This is a genomic window from Rhodococcus sp. F64268, from assembly GCF_023015605.1.
Lineage (GTDB): Bacteria > Actinomycetota > Actinomycetes > Mycobacteriales > Mycobacteriaceae > Rhodococcus.
Genome location: NZ_JALKAI010000004.1, coordinates 391,690 through 409,831, shown reverse-complemented (window position 1 = coordinate 409,831; position 18,142 = coordinate 391,690). Strand labels below are relative to the sequence as shown.

The window sequence follows — 18,142 nt, the reverse complement described above, 5'->3', positions numbered from 1 at the left end:
GTGGGCGCTGCTGCTGAGGGACAGGACCCGTGCCCGGGCGCATCGGCTGCCCCGGCCCCTGGGGTGGAAGTCTCCGCCCCTGCTGGGGCGGCGGCCCACCGCGGCCGGGCAGCGGACCCTGCGGTCCTTGCTGCTGGGGGCCGGCCGGACGAGGGCCCGGCTGCTGCGGCGGAAGCCCGCCACGCCCGGGTGGTTGCTGCTGCGGACGCCCATGAGGGGGGAGCGGCGGCCGTGGACCTGGACCCGGAGGTTGCCCCGACCCCTGCTGACGCGGTGGAGGCGGCAGCGGACGCCCCGGAGCGGAGGCACCATCCGGTGTCGGCCGCTGCGGCGGAATACCGCCGGGACCGTTCGGCTGGGGCGGAACCGCCCGGTTGTCCTCGGGTTCGTTGTCGGTGGAACTCACGTACGTTTCTCCAAATGTCGGCGCGACGCGTTACGCCCGATCCTCGAATCCGTCCTCGGACAGGGGGTCGACGACTCGGTCGTTCGGTCTTGTGCAGCTGTGTACACCGTCGGGCACGTCGATGTCACGTCGTCCGGCGACCGTTCACTCGCTCGCGGTGCGTCGATTTGCACCCGTCGATCGACGACGGGGCCGCTTCGGCGCGGGTTGCGCACCGAGAACGTACGACTGCACCAGGTGGTTCCAACTGCAGGTTCGGCAAACTTCGACCACGTGGACGGAGAATTCCTCCTGGCTGGAGGCCAGGCGGGTCAACTCTTCGGGAGTGCGCGCGGAACCGGAAACCGCTCCGAGCTTGTCGCCGAAGACCCACGAGACGATGGTCAACTGCTCCCTGCGGCAGATAGGGCACACGATCTCGCTGCCCGTGCCGTGGAACTTTGCGGCTCGCAGCAGGTAAGGGCTTGCATCGCAGACCTCGGCCACGCCGCGTCTCCCCGAGTAGACCTCGGCGAGCAGCGACCGCCGCTGCAACGCGTAGTCCACCACCTGCCGCTGAGTTTGCACGGGCTCCAGAGTACGTGCGGCCCAAGTGCAAGTGGGCGCGGAGTGTGCTCGGTCCTGTACGCGGCAGACCCATTCCGGACGAACTACGCTTCTGCCGTGATTCGCCGACGATCGCCGCAGACCCGAGTTCGCGACAGCGACCGTCTTCGCGCACGCACCCGTCTCGACGCTGCCTACGACGAAGGGCAGTTGACGGCAGAACAACGGCGCGACCTCGTCGCACGCACCGAAACAGCGACAACACTGCCGGAACTCGCCGACCTCGTTCGCGACCTGGAACCGCCGGTCGAATCCGAGGGTGACGGGGCCGAAAGCCCGCCGGGCGACTGATCGCCCCGATGATCGCCGGTGTGGCGGTCGTCGCTGTCGCTGTCGTTCTGTGGGGTGCACTTCTCTGAGGGGCGAGTTGGGGACAGGCGTATGGTTCTATATATCGGTGCGATATAGTTTTGCATCGCATCAGTCGGTCAGGTTCGAACGGACGTAGGAGGTGGCCCCCTTTGCTCGAACTGGCAATCCTCGGGCTGCTTCTCGAATCGCCCATGCACGGTTACGAGCTCCGCAAGCGATTGACCGGGCTTCTGGGCGCCTTCCGCGCCTTCTCGTACGGGTCGCTGTATCCGACATTGCGCCGGATGCAGGCCGATGGCCTCATCGCCGAGCAGGATGCCGGAGTCCCCGGGCCGGTGAAGCGGCGCGCTCGTCGCGTCTACCAGCTGACCCCGGTAGGCCGGGAACGGTTCACCGAGCTGGTGGCCGACACGGGTCCACAGAACTACACCGATGACGGATTCGGCGTTCACCTCGCTTTCTTCAGCCGGACTCCCGCGGAAGCGCGGATGCGGATTCTGGAAGGCAGGCGACGCCAGGTCGAGGAGCGCCGGGAAGGCCTCCGCGACGCCATCGGGCGGGCGAGCGGCACATTGGATCGCTACACCCGTCAACTACACCAACTCGGCCTCGAGTCCAGCGAACGTGAAGTCCGCTGGCTCAACGAACTCATCGCCGCCGAGCAGTCGTCAGCAGCAAGCAGAAAAGAAGGAGAACCCGACCATGGGTGAGAACAGCACCTCGGTGCGCGTGGCCATTGTGGGCGTGGGGAACTGTGCCTCGTCTCTGGTTCAGGGCGTCGAGTACTACAAGGACGCCGACGCCACCTCGACCGTCCCCGGTCTGATGCACGTCGCGTTCGGCAAGTACCACGTGCGCGACGTCAAGTTCGTCGCCGCGTTCGACGTCGATGCCAAGAAGGTCGGGTTCGATCTCTCCGAGGCGATCAACGCCAGCGAGAACAACACCATCAAGATCACGGACGTGCCGCCGACGGGCGTCTCCGTCCAGCGCGGCCACACCCTCGACGGCATCGGCAAGTACTACTCCGAGACCATCGAACTCTCCGACGCCGAGCCCGTCGACGTCGTCCAGGCACTCAAGGACGCCGAGGTCGACGTTCTCGTGTCGTACCTGCCCGTCGGGTCCGACGAGGCCGACAAGTTCTACGCCCAGTGCTGCATCGACGCCGGCGTGGCGTTCGTCAACGCGCTCCCGGTGTTCATCGCCTCCGACCCGGTGTGGGCCAAGAAGTTCACCGACGCCGGTGTCCCGATCGTCGGCGACGACATCAAGTCGCAGGTCGGCGCTACCATCACCCACCGCGTGATGGCGAAGCTGTTCGAGGATCGCGGTGTCGTGCTCGACCGCACCTACCAGCTCAACGTCGGCGGCAACATGGACTTCAAGAACATGCTCGAGCGTGAGCGTCTCGAGTCCAAGAAGGTTTCAAAGACCCAGGCCGTCACGTCGAACCTCAACGGCCCGCTGGCAGGCAAGGTCCACGACCGCGACGTCCACATCGGCCCGTCCGACTACGTTCAGTGGCTCGACGACCGCAAGTGGGCATACGTCCGCCTCGAGGGCCGTGCCTTCGGCGACGCCCCCCTGAACCTCGAGTACAAGCTCGAGGTGTGGGACTCGCCGAACTCCGCAGGCATCATCATCGACGCGATCCGCGCCGCGAAGATCGCCAAGGACCGCGGCCTCGGTGGCCCGATCCTCCCGGCATCTGCCTACCTGATGAAGTCCCCGCCGGTCCAGATGGCCGACGACAAGGCTCGTACCGAGCTCGAGGCCTTCATCATCGGCGCCGAGGACTGATCCCCCTTCATGACCGAATGTCACCTTCGTACACTTCAACTGTATGAAGGTGACATTCGGCCATTTCGGGGCGGTTATGACATTCGCCGTACCACCGACAACGGCAACACCTTCGTTGCGTAGGCCAGCGGGATCCACGGCCACCCCGGCACGTATGCCTTGGCCGGCTCCTTCTCGATCGCCGCAGCCAGTGCACGACAACCGGTTTCGGTGTCGACGATGAACGGGACCTTCTTCACCTTCTCATTGATCTCCGAGCGGATGTAGCCGGGAAAGATGGTGCTGACGTCGATCCCGGTGCCCGCCAGGTCCGATCGCATCCCCTCTCCGAGGGCCGCGACCCCCGCTTTCGACGCGCCGTAGGTCGTCATGTTGCGCGGCATTCCGCGCAGTGCGCTCATCGACGAGATCAGGACGACGTGCCCCGCATTGCGCGGGCGCATGAGCTCGAGCGCTGCCTCGCTCTGGGCGAGCGCCCCGAGGAAATTGGTCTGAGCAGTCTGCGCGTTCGCACGGAAGTAGCCCGTGCCCAACGGCTGCCCTTTGCCGAGACCGGCATTGACGATCACCCGGTCGAGGCCACCGAGTTCCTCGTCGAGCTCCCGGAAGACGGTGAAGACGTCGTCGTGCCGGTTGACGTCCAGCGCCCGCACCGCGACGGTGATATGCGGATGCTCGGCGAGCAGTTCCGACCGCAGTGCGTCGAGGCGATCCACCCTGCGGGCGGCGAGCGCGAGATTGCGTCCCCGCGCGGCGAATTCGCGGGCCATTCCCGCACCGAGTCCGGAACTCGCTCCGGTGATGAGGATGTTACGTCGCTGTGGCCGACTCATCGGCCCTCCTTCTCGAGTTGGTCGATGAGTTCGTTGCACCGGGAGTCGAGGTAGCCGACGACAACCCAGAAGTCCTTGAACGCGGGGTTGGTGGTGTGCCCGTGGTGGTAGCGGTAGTAGATCTGCTGGGCGATCACGGCGAGCCGGAACAGGCCGAAGACCTCGTAGAATCGCCAGTTGTCCACCGGCAGTCCGGATTTCCTGGAGTAGTACTCGACTATCTCACGGCGGGTGAGCATACCGGGCAGATCCGACGGCTGCCGCTTGGTGGCGAGCAGCATCGGGTCGTCGTCGGCCTGCACCCAGTACGCGAGCGACGAGCCCAGATCCATGAGCGGGTCGCCGATCGTCGCAAGTTCCCAGTCGAGCACAGCGACCGGCCGCAGCGGATCGTCCGCGTCGAGCACCACATTGTCGAGCCGGAAATCTCCGTGCACGACAGTCGACGCGACGTCGGCGGGTTGGGTCTCGTCGAGCCAGCGGGTGACGCGTGCGAAATCGGGGACGTTGTCGGTCCGAGCCTTCTCGTAGCGCGCGGTCCAGCCCGCGACCTGCCGCGCGACGTACCCGGTGCCGCGGCTGAATTCGTTCAGCCCGGAGGTCCCGGGGTCGACACCGTGAAGTTCGACGAGCAGGTCGACGATCCGCAGGCACAAGGCACGGGTCTGTTCCGGCGTCAGGTCCAGGGTGGTCTGCGGGTCGGCCCGCAGGATCGTGCCGGGCACGCGTTCCATCACGTAGAAATCGCTGCCGAGCACCCCATGGTCGGTGCACATGCCGACCATGGCAGGCACGTGCGGGTAGACCGGTGCGAGCAGCGACTGGATGCGGTACTCGCGCGCCATGTCGTGTCCGGACGACGGCTTCGCCCCGGCCGGCGGACGACGCAGCACGAGATCTCGATCCGGATAGCGCAGCAGGTAGGTCAGATTGGACGCGCCACCCGAGAATTGACGCACCTCCGGAAGTCCCGGAATGCCTGCGTGTTCGTCGAGCCATGCCGCAACGGCCCGGACGTCGAATGCGTCCTCGTCGCGGACCGCTCGCGCGTTGTCAGGAAGTTCACTCACTCCTGTATCCCCATCTCAGTTGTATTTGCCGAGTTCGAATCGTGCCACGAGGCCTTGATGCACCTCGTCGGGTCCGTCCGCAAGGCGCAGTGCCCTCGCTGCCGTCCAGGCACCGGCGAGCGGGAAGTCGTCGGACAGCCCTGCGCCACCGTGGATCTGGATCGCGAAATCGATGATCTGTTGCGCGACCCGCGGCGCGGCGACCTTGATCTCGGAAACCGCGGATCGGGCACCCGCCAGACCCTGGGTGTCGAGCAGCCATGCGGCGTGCAGGACGAGCAGCCGGAGCTGGTTGATGGCGATGCGGGCGTCGGCGATGCGTTCGCGGTTGCCGCCGAGGTTGACGACCGGTCTGCCGAAGGCCGTCCGGTCGAGTCCGCGGCGGCACGCGAGTTCGAGCGTGTGCTCGGCCAGCCCGACCAGACGCATGCAGTGATGGATGCGCCCCGGGCCGAGACGGCCCTGGGCGATCTCGAAACCGCGTCCGGGACCGGCGATCACCGCATCGGTGGGCAGCCGGACGTCGGTGAACGACACCTCGCCGTGCCCACCGGGTTCGTCGAAGTATCCCATCGTCGGAAGCATGCGCTCGATCGTCACCCCCGGTGTGTCGATCGGGACGAGAACCATCGAATGTTGCTGGTACTTGTGCGCGTTCGGGTCGGTCAGGCCCATGAAGATGAGCACCCTGCAGTCGGGGTGCCCGATACCTGTGCTCCACCACTTTCGTCCGTTCAAGACCACCTCGTCGCCGTCGATGACGGCGGTCGCGGCCATGTTGGTGGCATCCGACGAGGCGACGTCGGGTTCGGTCATGCAGAACGCCGACCGGATCTCACCGTCGAGCAGGGGACGCAGCCAGCGCTCCTTCTGTTCGGCGCTGCCGTAGTGGTAGAGCACCTCCATGTTCCCGGTGTCGGGCGCATCGCAATTGAACACGGCCGACGCGAAGATCGACCGGCCCATCTCCTCGGCGAGCGGGGCGTACTCGACGTTGGACAGGCCCGCACCCAGGTCCGGATCGGGGAGGAAGAGATTCCACAGTCCTGCCTCGCGGGCCTTGCGCTGCAGTTCGCGGAATTCCGGTGCGACGGACCAGCTTCCGGTGGCGTCGCGACGCTGGGCGAGCCCCTCGCTCCGCCCGGCACGGACCTGCCGTTCGACGGGTTCGACCTCGGTGGCGATGAAGGTGCGCAGACGCTCGAGATAGTCGAGGCTCCGCGCGGACTGTCCGAAATCCATGAAGGCTCCGTCCTCAATTGAGCAATGCTCAGTTAGGCTAGCGGGGTGAGCACTCCCCGACAAGTCCCGGATGTCAGACGCCGGCTGCCACCCGAAGAGCGCCGACGCCAGCTCGTCGCGGTGGGCCTTCAAGAGTTGTCGAACCGCCCGATCCACGCGCTGTCGATCGACCGCGTCGCCGAGATCGCCGGTATCTCACGCGGCCTGCTCTTCCGGTACTTCCCCACGAAGCAGGACTTCTACGTGGCGGTCGTGGGCGCCGCGTCCCGCCGTATGCTGCGCGCGGCCACGCCGGACCCGGACGACCCCGACCCGCTTCGGGCGTGCCTGAACGCATTCGTCTCGTTCGTCGACCGGCACAGCGACAACTACCAGGCCTTCTTCCACGGCGGATTCGGTGCCGACCCGCAGATCCGTGAGATCCACGACGAGGTCAGGAACACGATGGTCGGGCGAATTCTGACCGCAACGAGCGCAGCGCCGAATCCGCTCACCACCATGAGACTGCGGGGCTGGTGGTCGATGGTCGAATCACTTGCGGTCGACCGCACCGCCGCCCCGGACACCTCGGTCGACGATGTTGTCGACTACAGCATCACCGTGCTGCGGGCCGTCGTTCTCGACGACCCCGGCGTCACATCCCCGGGATCTGGATCGTGACGCCTGGGAAGACCTCGATCTGCGGCGGTAACTGAACCTCCGGCGGGATCTCGACCGGCGGCGCCGGGATCGTGATCGGCGGCAGGTCGCTCAGATCGGGGAGTTCGAACCCGGGTACCGGACGCCCGGTGGTCGTCGGGGTGCTGATACCCGCGTCGGCGGGCACTCCCGCCTGTCCACCGATCGGGTCGGGCCACGGGAAGCTCTCCACATCGGTGCCCTCGAGCGCGGTGTCCATCGTGTCCTTCCAGATGTCGGAAGGCAGACTGGAGCCGTAGATGGAGCCACCCCACAGATTGGTGATCGGCCCCGCGTCGGCGGTGCCGATCCACACGGCGGTCGACAGCGACGGGGTGTACCCGACCATCCACGCGTCCTTGTTCATGCCTGTGTCACCGAGCTGGGTGGTGCCGGTCTTCGCAGCCGACGGTCGCCCGCCGGCAAGCGCGTGGCCACGCGAGTACGCCGCGACGGGCAGCAGCGCTTGGCTGACGTTGTCGGCCACGGCCGGGTCGATGCGATCCTCCGCGGGGGACGCAGGCCGGTCGAGGAGCACCTCACCGTCGGACGTGGTGACCTTCTGCACGAAATACGGCTGATGGAAGGTGCCCGACGCCGCGAGCGTGGCATACGCCGACGCCATGTCGATCACGCGGGACTGATATTGGCCGAGCACGATGCCCCCTTCCGGGATGCCGTTCGCCTCGGTGAGCGAAGTACCCTCCACCCCGGGGATCTCCATCGGGATACCGGCGTCGTGCGCCGCGTCGGCGATCTTCTGCGGACCGTTCTCCATGGACATCATCAGCCGATAGAAGCTGGTGTTCAGCGATCGTTTCGTCGCCTCCGCGATCGTGCACTTACCGCACGACTCGCCTTCGACGTTGTTGATCTCGATGCTGCCGACGGTCAGCGGGGTGCTGTCGTAGCGCGCGCCGAGGCCGATGCCCTCACGCAGAGCCGCGACCAGACCGAACACCTTGAACGACGAACCGGTCTGGAGCGGCGCCTGCGCATAGTCGTAACCCGCGCCTTCCTCGCCGCCGTAGTACGCCCGCACCGCGCCCGAGCGCGGGTCGACGGACACCACGGCAGTGCGCAGGTCCTCGGGTTCGCCCTCGAGGTTGCCCCGCGCCGCGTCGACCGCCGCCTGCTGGGCCACCGGATCGATCGTGGTGACGATGCGCAGCCCCTCGGTGTTGAGCACCTGTTCGCTGATCCCCGCTGCAGAAAGCTCACGCAGCACCTGGGTGCGGATCAGTCCTTCGGGGCCGGGCGCCTCGTTGGCGCGCGCCAGCTGATCGGACGGGACGGTCTCCGGGAAGGCGGCTTCGGCGCGGTCACCGGGATCGAGCACGCCCATATCGACCATGCCGTCGAGGACGTAGTTCCAGCGCGCCTCGATCGCGGGACGATTGAACTCGGGATCGAGCGACGACGGTGTCTGGATCACGCCCGCGAGGACCGCGCCCTCGGAAACCGTCAGGTCGCCGACCGCCTTCCCGAAGTACGCCTGCGACGCCGCGGCGATGCCGTAGGCGCCGCGGCCGAAGTAGATGGTGTTCAGGTACGCCTCGAGGATCTCGTCCTTCGACCATTCGCGGGCCATCTTCGACGAGATGACCAGCTCCTTCATCTTGCGCGTGAGGGTGCGGTCGGCGCCGACCAGCACGTTCTTGACGTACTGCTGGGTGATCGTGGAGCCGCCGCCGGCGGTGTCCTTGCCCATGACGTTGTCGCGGGCCGCGCGAGCGAATCCGGAGATCGAGAAACCGGGGTTGCTGTAGAAGTCGCGGTCCTCGGCCGAGAGCACGGCGTTGCGCACGTGCGCGGGGACCTCGTCGATGCCGACTTCGACGCGATTGCCCTCCGGTGGCACCACTCGGCTGATCTCGGTGGTGTCATCGGCAGCATAGATGCGAGCGATCTGGTTGGTCGTCATGTCGGAGGGGCGGGGTACCTCTGCCGAGACGTACGCGCCAGCGAACACTCCGATCGGCACGAGAACCAGCAGCGCAACCACCACGAGTACGACATACCGGACAATTCGCCACCGCCGTGACTTCGAACCAGCGGAAGCGCGTCCGCTGCTGGACGTCGACGGATTCGGGGGACTCACACGTACCACTTTCTCCAGAATGGGCCTCGGCAGATTCTTCCATCCTGCCGACAGCATGGTGCGAAGTCACGCGCATAAGTGACGTACGCAGCACTGTGCCGAATGTGTGCGCAGCACGACGCCGAATGTGTGCGCAGCACTACGCAGATTGTGTGCGCAGCACTACTACGGCTCTGTGCGACGCCACGCACGGTATGTGAACCACCACGCAAGCGCGAACCCTGCCAGCACCAATGACGGCACGATACCCGGCTCCGGTGACAACATTTCCGCGACAGCCCCCACCACCGCCATCACGGCAAAGACCGTGATGACACCGAGCAGCATCTCGAGTCGCTGACGGCGGGGGAGGCGACGACTCACGACTTCACGCCACCCGCCGTCAGGCCCGAGATGATCCGACGCTGGAAGATCAGCACCATCACGACCAGCGGCACCATCACCAACGTGCCACCGGCCATGATCGACGCATACGGCGTCACATAAGGGTCGGTGCCCGTGAACCGCGCCATCGCCACCGTCACCGGGGCCGTCCGTTCACTCGAGAGCTGCGACATGAGCAGATATTCGTTGACCGTCGCGATGAACGCGAGGATCGCAGTGGTGAACAACGCGGGCGCCGCGAGCGGCAGCATGATCAAGCGGAATGCCTGCCCGCGCGTCGCCCCGTCCATGCGCGCGGCCTCCTCGAGTTCCCACGGCAACTCCGAGAAGAACGACGTGAGGGTGTAGACCGTCAGCGGAAGCACGAACGAAATATTCGGGATGATCAGCGCCTGATAGCTGCCGATCCAGCCGATGTCGGTGAACAACTGGAACAACGGGGTCACGAGCGCGACAACGGGGAACATCGAAGCACCGAGGATGATGCCGGTGACGAAGTACTTGCCCCGGAACTCGAAACGCGAAAGCGCGTACGCGGTGAACACACCGATGAGCAGTGCGATCAGCGTGGTTGCCCCGGCGATGATGACGCTGTTCATCAGCGCGCGGGAGAAGTTGACCTTGGCGTCCGGGTCGAGCGCATCGGCGAAGTTCTGCAGGGTCGGATTCGTCGGCCACAGACTCGTACTGAACGTGTCGGCAGGATCGCGCAATGCGGTGACGATCATCCAGTAGCACGGAGCGAGCCCCCAGACGACGATGAGCGCCACCCCGATATAGGTGCCGATCGTTCCCATCCGGAACCTGCCCGCCCGCTTGGGGCCGGGCGGCGGAGTCTCGTCGGCAGACGTCTCGGAGGCAGTGATCGTGCCGGTCATGCCATGTCTCCCTTCCGCTGCTTCTCCTGGGTACTGACCGCATTGGCGCCGAGGAACCGCACCAGGATGAAGGCGACCGCGAAGATGATGAGGAATGTGATCGTCGACAACGCGGACGCCGAGTTGGCGCCCTGGCGCATCTGGTCGACCACCAGCACGGAAATCGTCGAGGTCGCGGGGTTGGAGCCCATCATGATGGCCGGCAGGTCGTACATGCGCAGCGCGTCCATCGTGCGAAACAGGATCGCCACCATGAGCGCGGGCTTGACGAGTGGCAACGTGATCTGAGTGAAGCGCTGCCAGGCGTTCGCGCCGTCGACCTTCGCAGCCTCGTACACATCCGACGGAATCATCTGCAGGCCCGCGAGGATGAGCAACGCCATGAACGGCGCGGTCTTCCACACGTCGGCGACGATGATCGCGAATCGGGCGGGCCACGGATCGGCGGTCCACAGGATGTCTGTGCCGAGCATCTTGTTGGCGATACCGTCGTTGGCGAAGATGAAGAACCACAGCTTGGCGGTCACTGCGGTGGGGATGGCCCACGGCACCAGAACCGACGCACGCAGCAGACCGCGGCCCCGGAACGACTTGGCCATCACGAGCGCCATCGCGAAACCGATCACTGTCTCGATCGACACCGTCACGACAGTGAAGAAGAAGGTGTTGAAGATCGACTGCCAGAACTGAGAACCGAGGGTTCCCGGCGGGCAGGGGATCGAACCGGTGGCAGTACCGCAGGTCTGGGTGATCCAGCGGGTGTAGTTCTCGATACCCACGAACCCGCCCGTGACGAACCGGCCCGTATCGGGGTCGAGCGTCTTCGCGTCGCCGTGCAGCGACATCCAGATCGCTCTGCCGAGCGGGTACAGGATGATCACTGCGAGGACGATCATCGACGGCGCGATGAACATCCACACCGGCACCTTCCGCCGGGCCTTGGCCGGCGGAGCGGTCATCGGCGGCGGCGCGGGCGCACGGTGCCGACCGGCCACACGTCCGCGGCCGGGACCATCGGTCCCGACCGCGGTGTCATGTGGCGGATCCGCCGGCTTTCCGACCTGCGGTTCTGCCATCTACTGCTCCTAGTGGATCAGTTGCCGGCGGTTTCGATGCCGGCCTGCGTGTCGTCCAGGGCCTGCTGGACGGGCTTCTCTCCCCGGATCGCAGCGTAGGCGTTGTCGGAGATCGCCTTCGACACGGCCGAGTAGTACGGCGACGACGGACGCGGCTTCGCGCTCTCGAGCGCTTCCTTCAGCGTCGAGAAGTACGGGTACTGCTCGAGAATCTCCGGGTCGTCGTAGACCTCGGCGAGGACCGGTGCGCCGCCGACCTCGGCGTAGTACTCCTGCGACTGACGGGTCTGCATGAACTCGAGGAAGTCGCGGGCTGTGGCCGGAGCATCCGTGAACGCGCTGATGCCGACGTTGTAGCCACCGAGGGTGGACACACCCGGGCCGTCGACACCCGGGAGAACGGCGATACCGTACTTACCGGCGACCGACGACTGCTCACCGTCGGTGTAGAAGCCGGGCCACGTACGCATGAACATGGCCTCACCGTTGCCGAATGCGGTCTGCGACTCGCCCTCGGTGTAGGTCTGCGCGGCTGCCGGGATGGTGCCGTCCTCGAACGAGTCGACGATGAACTGCAGGCCCTCGGCCGTCTTGTCGTCGATCGCGGGAGTGAGGCCGTCCTCGGCGACGAAGCTGCCGCCGAAGGCGTTGACGATCTCGGTGACGTTGACCGTCAGGCCCTCGTAGTTGCTGAACTGACCGATGTAGCAGGCGATACCCGCTTCCTCTGCCTTCGGGCACTCGGCCTTCAGGTCGTCCCACGTGGCGGGTGCCTGATCGACGAGGTCGGTGCGGTAGTAGAGGAACGCACCGTTGGTGTTCTTCGGAGCCGCGTAGAGCGTGCCGTTGTAGGTGCCCGATTCGACGGTCGCGGGCAGCAGCCCGTCGGTGTCGATCGCGTTGTCGCCCTCGAGCGGCAGCAGCCAGCCGTTGGCGGCGAACTCGGCGGTGTTCGTGACGTCGACGGCGACGAGGTCGTACTCGTCGCTCTGCGCCTGCATGCGCTGCGCGATATCGGCGTACTGGTCGTTGGCCTCGCGTGCGAGCGGCTTGAAGGTGACCTGCTCGTCGGGGTTCTCGGCGTTCCAGTCGGCGATGATGTTCTCGAGCGCCGCGTTCAAGGGGTCCTGGCCCTCGACGATGGTGATCGGACCGCGGCCCTCACCGGATGCGGCGGCGCCCGTGTCGGTCGAGCCGGTGTCGCTGCCACCGTCGTCGGAACCACACGCCGTCAGAACCAGCAGCGCCGCCGAGGAGGCGGCGATGGCAGCTCTGCGCATCGCCTTCTTGTTCAAAGCCATGTACATCTCCCGTGTGAGATCGGAAAAACAACTCGCCGGTAACCCCTGAGGCACCGACACCGGCCACTACTGTGGCACGGGCCACCTCGAAAAGTCGGCATTCCACCCATCCTTGATCGGTTCTGTGTCGGCGATCCCAATGGCCGAATACGCCGGAACCGACCGATTCAGCCGATGCGACAACCGTCCGAGGTCTTGAACACGTGCACGTGGTTGGGGTCGAACCGCAGGTGAACGCGGTCCCCCTTCTGCGGTGGAGTTCGCCAGTCGCTACGAGCCACGATCTCCTGGCGGATCCCACCGATCGTGGCGTTGCCGTACACGTAGGCGTCGGATCCCAATTCCTCGAGGACGTCCACATCGACGGGGAGCCCGTCGGAGGCGATCTCGAGGTGCTCCGGACGGATGCCGATCGTCACCTCGGTCTCGGTCACCTGCCCGAGGATGTCGCGGGGCACCTGGACGTGGACGTCGCCCACCATGACTCCGCGTTCGACGACGGGGAGGGTGAACAGATTCATTGCGGGTGAGCCCATGAAACCGGCGACGAACACGTTGGCCGGCTGGTTGTAGAGCACGCGCGGCGACGCGCACTGCTGGAGGATGCCCTTCTCCAGCACAGCGACGCGGTCGCCCATCGTCATGGCTTCCACCTGGTCGTGTGTGACGTAGACGGTGGTGGTGTTGAGCCTGCGCTGCAGCTGGGCGATCTGGGTGCGGGTCTGGACGCGCAGCTTCGCGTCGAGGTTGGACAACGGCTCGTCCATGAGGAACACCTGCGGTTCCCGCACGATCGCACGCCCCATTGCGACGCGCTGCCGCTGGCCACCGGAGAGGGCCTTCGGTTTGCGGTCGAGGTACTGCTCGAGATCGAGCATCTTGGCGACCTCGGTGACCCGCTCACGGATCTGGGATTTCGGGGTCTTCGCGAGCTTGAGCGCGAATCCCATGTTCTCGGCCACCGACATGTGCGGGTACAGCGCATAGTTCTGGAACACCATCGCGATGTCGCGTTCCTTCGGATCCTGCGCGGTGACGTCGTTGTCTCCGATGAGGATGCGGCCACTGTGCACCTGTTCGAGTCCTGCCAGCATCCGCAGCGACGTCGACTTACCGCAACCGGAGGGCCCGACCAGGACAAGGAACTCGCCGTCCTCGATCTCGAGATCCAGTGCGTCGACCGCAGGTGTACTCGAGCCGGGGAACAGACACGTCGTCTTGTCGAAGGTCACCGAGGCCATCGCAGATCCTTTCCGAAGCGGACACGCTCGTGCGCTACCGGAATCTACCGTGCGTCTTCGCGGTCCACCGCCACCGGCGCGTCGTCGTCGCCCCACACCTGGATCCCACGGACCCCCGGCACATCGCCACGATGGAAGACCGGGTCGCGTCCCTGCTTGCGTTGCGCGCTGTAGTTGTGGAACAGCGCGTACGCGATACCCGACAGCGGGATCAGCGCGATGAGGTTGACCGTCGCCATCACGCCCATCGCCAGATCAGCGAGCGCCCACACCAGCGGCACCGACCCGATCGCGCCGAGGAACACGCACACCACCACAGCCGAACGCAGATAGGGCAGGGCCTTCCGCGAACCGGTGAGGAACTCGATGTTCGATTCGCTGTAGTAGTAGTTGCCGATGACGGAGGTGAATGCGAGGAAGAAGATGAGGACGGCGAGGAAGTGCACGGTCCAGTCGCCGAGCTGCAAGGCCATCGCGTTCTGCGTCAGCGCGGCGCCTTCGAGGCCGGACCCGAACTCCGGCTCGGACAGCAGGATGATGAACCCGGTGATCGAGCACACCAGCCAGGTGTCGAAGTAGACGCCGAGGCTCTGCACGAGGCCCTGCTTGACCGGATGCGACACCGATGCGGTCGCGCCGGCGTTCGGCGCCGACCCCATGCCGGCCTCGTTCGAGAACAGGCCGCGCCGGATGCCGTACATGAACGCGGCTCCGAACCCGCCTCCCGCGACCTCGCGGATGCCGAAGGCGTTCTCGAACACCAACTGGAACATCCCGGGGACCTCACCGAGGTTGAGGACCACCACGATGATTCCGATGATCAGGTAGGCGATGGCCATGAGCGGAACCACCACCTGCGACACACTCGAGATCCGCCGCACCCCACCGAAGATGACCAGGGCGACGAGGATCGCCACCGCGATGCCGATACCGACCTGCAGACCCGTCGTCTTCTCACCCACCGAGCTCGACACGGCGTCGACGATCGAGTTGGTCTGCACGGCGTTGAACACGAATCCGTAGGTGATCGTGATGATCACCGCGAAGATCATGCCCATCCACCGTTTACCGAGCCCGTATTGCATGTAGTAGGCGGGGCCGCCCCGGAACGCACCCTTGTCGCGCACCTTGTACAGCTGCGCGAGAGTCGACTCGACGAATGCGGTGGAGGCGCCGATCAGCGCCATCGCCCACATCCAGAACAGTGCGCCGGGTCCGCCGATACTGATCGCGATCGCGACGCCCGCGATGTTGCCCGTTCCTACCCGCGACGCTGCGGAAATGGAGAATGCCCGGAACGCCGAGATCCCTTTCTCCCCGTCGGGGAGGTCCTCGGCCTTCTCCACGATGGACCGCAGCATGTCGGGAATCAGCCGAATCTGGATGAACCTGGACCGGAACGAGTAATACAGTCCGGATCCGACGAGTAGCGCGATGACCGCATACCAGTACCAGTCGTTGATGTCGGTGACGAATTCGACCGCGGTGTCCATTCCACCGATCTTCGCGGTCGCGGAACGATTCCGTCAGCGTTTTCGGCCCCGCGATTCGCTCTCAGATCCGGTCGGCGAGCCGGGTGCCCTGCTCGATCGCGCGCTTGGCGTCGAGCTCCGCTGCGACGTCGGCGCCGCCGATCACATGCGTCGTGATGCCGGCGAGAGTGAGCCCGTCCACGAGGTCGCGCACCGATTCCTGTCCGGCGCACACGATGATGGTGTCGACGGCGAGCACCCGGCGCTCGCTGCCGTCCTTGCCGAGACTGATGTGCAGGCCGTCGTCGTCGATGCGTTCGTAACCCACTCCCGAGAGCTCGTGGACACCCTTGTGTTTCAGCGCCGCCCGATGCACCCAGCCGCTGGTCTTGCCCAGTTTCGCTCCGATGCGCCCGGGAGTGCGCTGCAGTAGATAGACCTCGCGAGGCGACGGCGAGGGATGCGGGGTGGCCAACGAACCGGGCGCATCCTCATCGTCGCTGACACCCCACTCACGCTTCCACTCGGCGAGATCCGTCGCCGGGGAGGTGTCATGGGTGAGAAATTCGGAAACGTCCACGCCGATTCCGCCCGCGCCGATCACCGCGACGCGCTCACCGATCGGCGCACCGCCGCGCACGGCCTGCGCATAGGTCAGCACGCTGGGATGATCGATGCCGTCGATGGCCGGAACTCGCGGCGTGACACCGGTCGCGACGACAACCTCGTCGAATCCGTCGGTCAGATCGGCGACCGTTGCGCGCGTATTCAACCTGACGTCGACACCGGTGAGCTCGAGTTGCCGCGTGTAGTACCGCAAGGTTTCGGCGAACTCCTCCTTCCCCGGGATGAGCCGCGCGATACCGAATTGACCACCGATCTGCGCATCTGCTTCGAACAGGCTGACGCGATGCCCGCGGCGCGCAAGGTTGACCGCAGCCGACAGGCCCGCGGGGCCTGCTCCGACGACCGCGACCGACTTGCTGCGACGCGTGGGCGAGAGCAGCAGTTCGGTCTCACGGCCCGCCCGCGGGTTGAGCAGGCACGAAACTTGCTTGTTCACGAAGGCGTGGTCGAGACAGGCCTGATTGCAGGCAATACAGGTATTGATCTCGTCGGGTGTGCCTGCTGCGGCCTTCCGCACCCAGTCGGGATCGGCGAGCATGGGCCGTGCGAGCGACACCAGGTGTGCGCGACCGTCGGCGAGGATTTCCTCTGCGGTCTCGGGCATGTTGATACGGTTGGACGCCGCGACCGGGATGCTCACGTGCTTTGCGAGCCTGGCCGTGAAGTCGACGAAGGCGGCGCGGGGCACAGAGGTGACTATCGTCGGTACCCGCGATTCGTGCCAGCCGATGTCGGTGTTCAGCAGGGTTGCACCTACCGACTCGACTTCTTGTGCAAGAGCGACGATTTCGTCCCAGCTCTGGCCGCGGTCGACGAGATCCGCCATCGACAGCCGGAAGGAGATCACGAAGTCGGGGCCTACGGCCTCGCGGACACCGCGAACGATTTCCACCGCAAGGCGGCGACGCTTCTCGGGGCTGCCGCCCCACTCGTCGGTGCGCCGATTGGTCCGCTCCGCGAGGAATTGGTTGATGAAATACCCTTCGCCACCCATGATTTCGACTCCGTCGTAGCCGGCCTGCTGCGCGAGCCTGGCGCACCGGACGAATGCGCGGATCTGTCTGCGCACACCCCACGAGGTGAGTCGCCGCGGCCGGAACGGGTTGATGGGTGCCTTGATCGACGATGCCGACACACTCAGCGGCCAATAGCTGTACCGGCCCGCGTGCAGGATCTGCAACACGATTCGGCCGCCTTCGGCGTGCACGGCGTCGGTGATCGTGCGGTGTCGCCGGGCCTCGATCCGGTTGGTGAGCTTGGCTCCGAACGGCAACAGCCATCCGGTCCGGGTCGGTGCGTAACCGCCGGTCACGATGAGCGAAACACCACCGCGGGCGCGTTCTGCGAAGTAGGCGGCGAGTCGGCCGGTGTTCTTGGCGCGGTCCTCGAGCCCGGTGTGCATCGAGCCCATGATCACACGATTGGGCAGGGTGATCGGCCCGAGGTCGAGCGGCGACAGCAAGGTCGGGTAGGAGTCGGCAGTTGTCACGGTTGTTCCTGTTCAGAAGGGGGCGTGAGGGCGTCGAGCATGTCCTGGCACCAGTCGCGGAAACCTTCCTCGACACGGATGCCACCGCGCAGCACCAGGTACTGGTGCAACGCCGGGCCACTGAGGGAGGCCTGCGCCGGGAAGTCCCGTTTCTCGATGAGTCGATAGACGTCGAGGCGAGCGTCGTGAGCGTCGCGGTGGCGGGTGATCTCCGCAAGCAACTCGGGCAGGGTGCCGGGACGGGCGGCCCGGATCTTGACGGCCAGCTCGCTGCGCAGGTGGTCGGGTTCCGACGGCTGCGCGATCCAGCGATCGAGTTCGGCATGACCGGCTACGGCCACCGTGTAGATCTTCTTGTCGGGGCGGCCGTCCTGCGGCACGGCCTCGCAAGTGACCCACTCGCGTTCCTCCATCCGTCGCAGGACCCGGTAGATCTGCTGATGGGTCGCGCTGTGGAAGAACCCGATGGATTTGTCGAAACGACGAGCCAGCTCGTAGCCGGATCCGGCGCGCTCGTCGAGTGAGACGAGCAGCGCGTGTTCGAGTGCCATGCGGACATTATGCAACCAGGTGCATATGCAATCAAGTGCAGTACATCGGTGACCGGTTCCTCGAGGGCGCGA

Annotated in this window: 17 protein-coding genes; 4 read left to right on the top strand and 13 right to left on the bottom strand. The window is 65.8% G+C overall.

Translation table 11 applies throughout. From position 1 onward, the window contains the following. Nucleotides 1-550: 550 nt before the first annotated feature. Entirely contained in the window at nt 551-973 is a 423-nt protein-coding gene (locus MWU77_RS12245) for a DUF5318 domain-containing protein (RefSeq protein ID WP_308198794.1), read from the bottom strand. A gap of 96 nt (nt 974-1,069) precedes the next feature. On the opposite strand from MWU77_RS12245, the gene MWU77_RS12240 reads away from it, so the two are divergent. The 3 genes from MWU77_RS12240 to MWU77_RS12230 all read left to right on the top strand — a co-directional run bounded on the left by MWU77_RS12240 (nt 1,070) and on the right by MWU77_RS12230 (nt 3,127). Further along, a complete protein-coding gene (locus MWU77_RS12240) occupies nt 1,070-1,303 on the top strand; it encodes a DUF1707 domain-containing protein (protein ID WP_247273809.1) in 234 nt (77 codons plus the stop codon). A gap of 170 nt (nt 1,304-1,473) precedes the next feature. Further along, a complete protein-coding gene (locus MWU77_RS12235; protein ID WP_169689005.1) occupies nt 1,474-2,034 on the top strand; it encodes a PadR family transcriptional regulator in 561 nt (186 codons plus the stop codon). Continuing rightward, entirely contained in the window at nt 2,027-3,127 is a 1,101-nt protein-coding gene (locus tag MWU77_RS12230; RefSeq protein ID WP_169689006.1) for an inositol-3-phosphate synthase, read from the top strand. Before MWU77_RS12235 ends, MWU77_RS12230 begins: the two co-directional genes overlap by 8 nt. A gap of 74 nt (nt 3,128-3,201) precedes the next feature. Here MWU77_RS12230 and MWU77_RS12225 read toward each other — a convergent pair whose 3' ends face one another. Genes MWU77_RS12225 through MWU77_RS12215 form a run of 3 tightly spaced genes read right to left on the bottom strand, consistent with a single transcriptional unit; the run spans nt 3,202 to nt 6,272 of the window. Beyond that, on the bottom strand, nt 3,202-3,960 hold the full coding sequence (locus tag MWU77_RS12225; protein ID WP_247273808.1) for an SDR family oxidoreductase: 759 nt from the start codon (nt 3,958-3,960) through the stop codon (nt 3,202-3,204). Continuing rightward, on the bottom strand, nt 3,957-5,030 hold the full coding sequence (locus tag MWU77_RS12220; protein ID WP_169689008.1) for a phosphotransferase family protein: 1,074 nt from the start codon (nt 5,028-5,030) through the stop codon (nt 3,957-3,959). The genes MWU77_RS12225 and MWU77_RS12220 overlap by 4 nt, the downstream gene beginning before the upstream one ends. Nucleotides 5,031-5,045: 15 nt before the next feature. Further along, nucleotides 5,046-6,272 carry an acyl-CoA dehydrogenase family protein gene (locus tag MWU77_RS12215; RefSeq protein ID WP_247273807.1) on the bottom strand — a complete coding sequence of 409 codons (1,227 nt, stop codon included), beginning with the start codon at nt 6,270-6,272 and terminating at the stop codon, nt 5,046-5,048. A 45-nt stretch (nt 6,273-6,317) separates the two neighbouring features. Here MWU77_RS12215 and MWU77_RS12210 point away from each other — a divergent pair, with 45 nt between their 5' ends. Further along, a complete protein-coding gene (locus tag MWU77_RS12210; protein WP_247273806.1) occupies nt 6,318-6,932 on the top strand; it encodes a TetR/AcrR family transcriptional regulator in 615 nt (204 codons plus the stop codon). Here MWU77_RS12210 and MWU77_RS12205 read toward each other — a convergent pair. The 9 genes from MWU77_RS12205 to MWU77_RS12165 form a co-directional block, all read right to left on the bottom strand. Then, entirely contained in the window at nt 6,907-9,108 is a 2,202-nt protein-coding gene (locus MWU77_RS12205) for a transglycosylase domain-containing protein (protein ID WP_281499315.1), read from the bottom strand. The two genes, MWU77_RS12210 and MWU77_RS12205, sit on opposite strands and share 26 nt — an antisense overlap. A gap of 108 nt (nt 9,109-9,216) precedes the next feature. Next, nucleotides 9,217-9,414, bottom strand: coding sequence for a hypothetical protein (locus MWU77_RS12200; RefSeq protein WP_169688941.1), 198 nt, complete (start codon nt 9,412-9,414; stop codon nt 9,217-9,219). Then, a complete protein-coding gene (locus tag MWU77_RS12195) occupies nt 9,411-10,232 on the bottom strand; it encodes a carbohydrate ABC transporter permease (protein ID WP_169689331.1) in 822 nt (273 codons plus the stop codon). Before MWU77_RS12195 ends, MWU77_RS12200 begins: the two co-directional genes overlap by 4 nt. 77 nt (nt 10,233-10,309) lie before the next feature. Continuing rightward, entirely contained in the window at nt 10,310-11,389 is a 1,080-nt protein-coding gene (locus tag MWU77_RS12190; protein ID WP_169689012.1) for a carbohydrate ABC transporter permease, read from the bottom strand. Between the two features lie 17 nt (nt 11,390-11,406). Further along, the gene (locus tag MWU77_RS12185; protein WP_169689013.1) at nt 11,407-12,690 is read right to left on the bottom strand and encodes an ABC transporter substrate-binding protein; all 1,284 of its coding nucleotides are present in this window, start codon (nt 12,688-12,690) and stop codon (nt 11,407-11,409) included. A gap of 167 nt (nt 12,691-12,857) precedes the next feature. Then, on the bottom strand, nt 12,858-13,931 hold the full coding sequence (locus MWU77_RS12180; RefSeq protein ID WP_169689014.1) for an ABC transporter ATP-binding protein: 1,074 nt from the start codon (nt 13,929-13,931) through the stop codon (nt 12,858-12,860). 44 nt (nt 13,932-13,975) lie between these two features. Beyond that, on the bottom strand, nt 13,976-15,424 hold the full coding sequence (locus MWU77_RS12175; protein WP_247273804.1) for a sodium:alanine symporter family protein: 1,449 nt from the start codon (nt 15,422-15,424) through the stop codon (nt 13,976-13,978). Nucleotides 15,425-15,485: 61 nt separating this feature from the next. Beyond that, entirely contained in the window at nt 15,486-17,519 is a 2,034-nt protein-coding gene (locus tag MWU77_RS12170; RefSeq protein ID WP_169689016.1) for an NADPH-dependent 2,4-dienoyl-CoA reductase, read from the bottom strand. Beyond that, nucleotides 17,516-18,070, bottom strand: coding sequence for a PadR family transcriptional regulator (locus MWU77_RS12165; protein ID WP_247273803.1), 555 nt, complete (start codon nt 18,068-18,070; stop codon nt 17,516-17,518). Before MWU77_RS12165 ends, MWU77_RS12170 begins: the two co-directional genes overlap by 4 nt. Between the last annotated feature and the right edge of the window lie 72 nt (nt 18,071-18,142).

Bases quoted from the DNA above. Each gene is read 5' to 3' on its own strand.
- MWU77_RS12230 (WP_169689006.1), top strand. From the start codon at position 2,027: ATGGGTGAGAACAGCACCTCGGTGCGCGTGGCCATTGTGGGCGTGGGG.
- MWU77_RS12225 (WP_247273808.1), bottom strand. From the start codon at position 3,960: ATGAGTCGGCCACAGCGACGTAACATCCTCATCACCGGAGCGAGTTCC.
- MWU77_RS12215 (WP_247273807.1), bottom strand. From the start codon at position 6,272: ATGGATTTCGGACAGTCCGCGCGGAGCCTCGACTATCTCGAGCGTCTG.
- MWU77_RS12205 (WP_281499315.1), bottom strand. From the start codon at position 9,108: ATGCTGTCGGCAGGATGGAAGAATCTGCCGAGGCCCATTCTGGAGAAA.
- MWU77_RS12195 (WP_169689331.1), bottom strand. From the start codon at position 10,232: ATGGGAACGATCGGCACCTATATCGGGGTGGCGCTCATCGTCGTCTGG.
- MWU77_RS12190 (WP_169689012.1), bottom strand. From the start codon at position 11,389: ATGGCAGAACCGCAGGTCGGAAAGCCGGCGGATCCGCCACATGACACC.
- MWU77_RS12185 (WP_169689013.1), bottom strand. From the start codon at position 12,690: ATGGCTTTGAACAAGAAGGCGATGCGCAGAGCTGCCATCGCCGCCTCC.
- MWU77_RS12180 (WP_169689014.1), bottom strand. From the start codon at position 13,931: ATGGCCTCGGTGACCTTCGACAAGACGACGTGTCTGTTCCCCGGCTCG.
- MWU77_RS12175 (WP_247273804.1), bottom strand. From the start codon at position 15,424: ATGGACACCGCGGTCGAATTCGTCACCGACATCAACGACTGGTACTGG.
- MWU77_RS12165 (WP_247273803.1), bottom strand. From the start codon at position 18,070: ATGGCACTCGAACACGCGCTGCTCGTCTCACTCGACGAGCGCGCCGGA.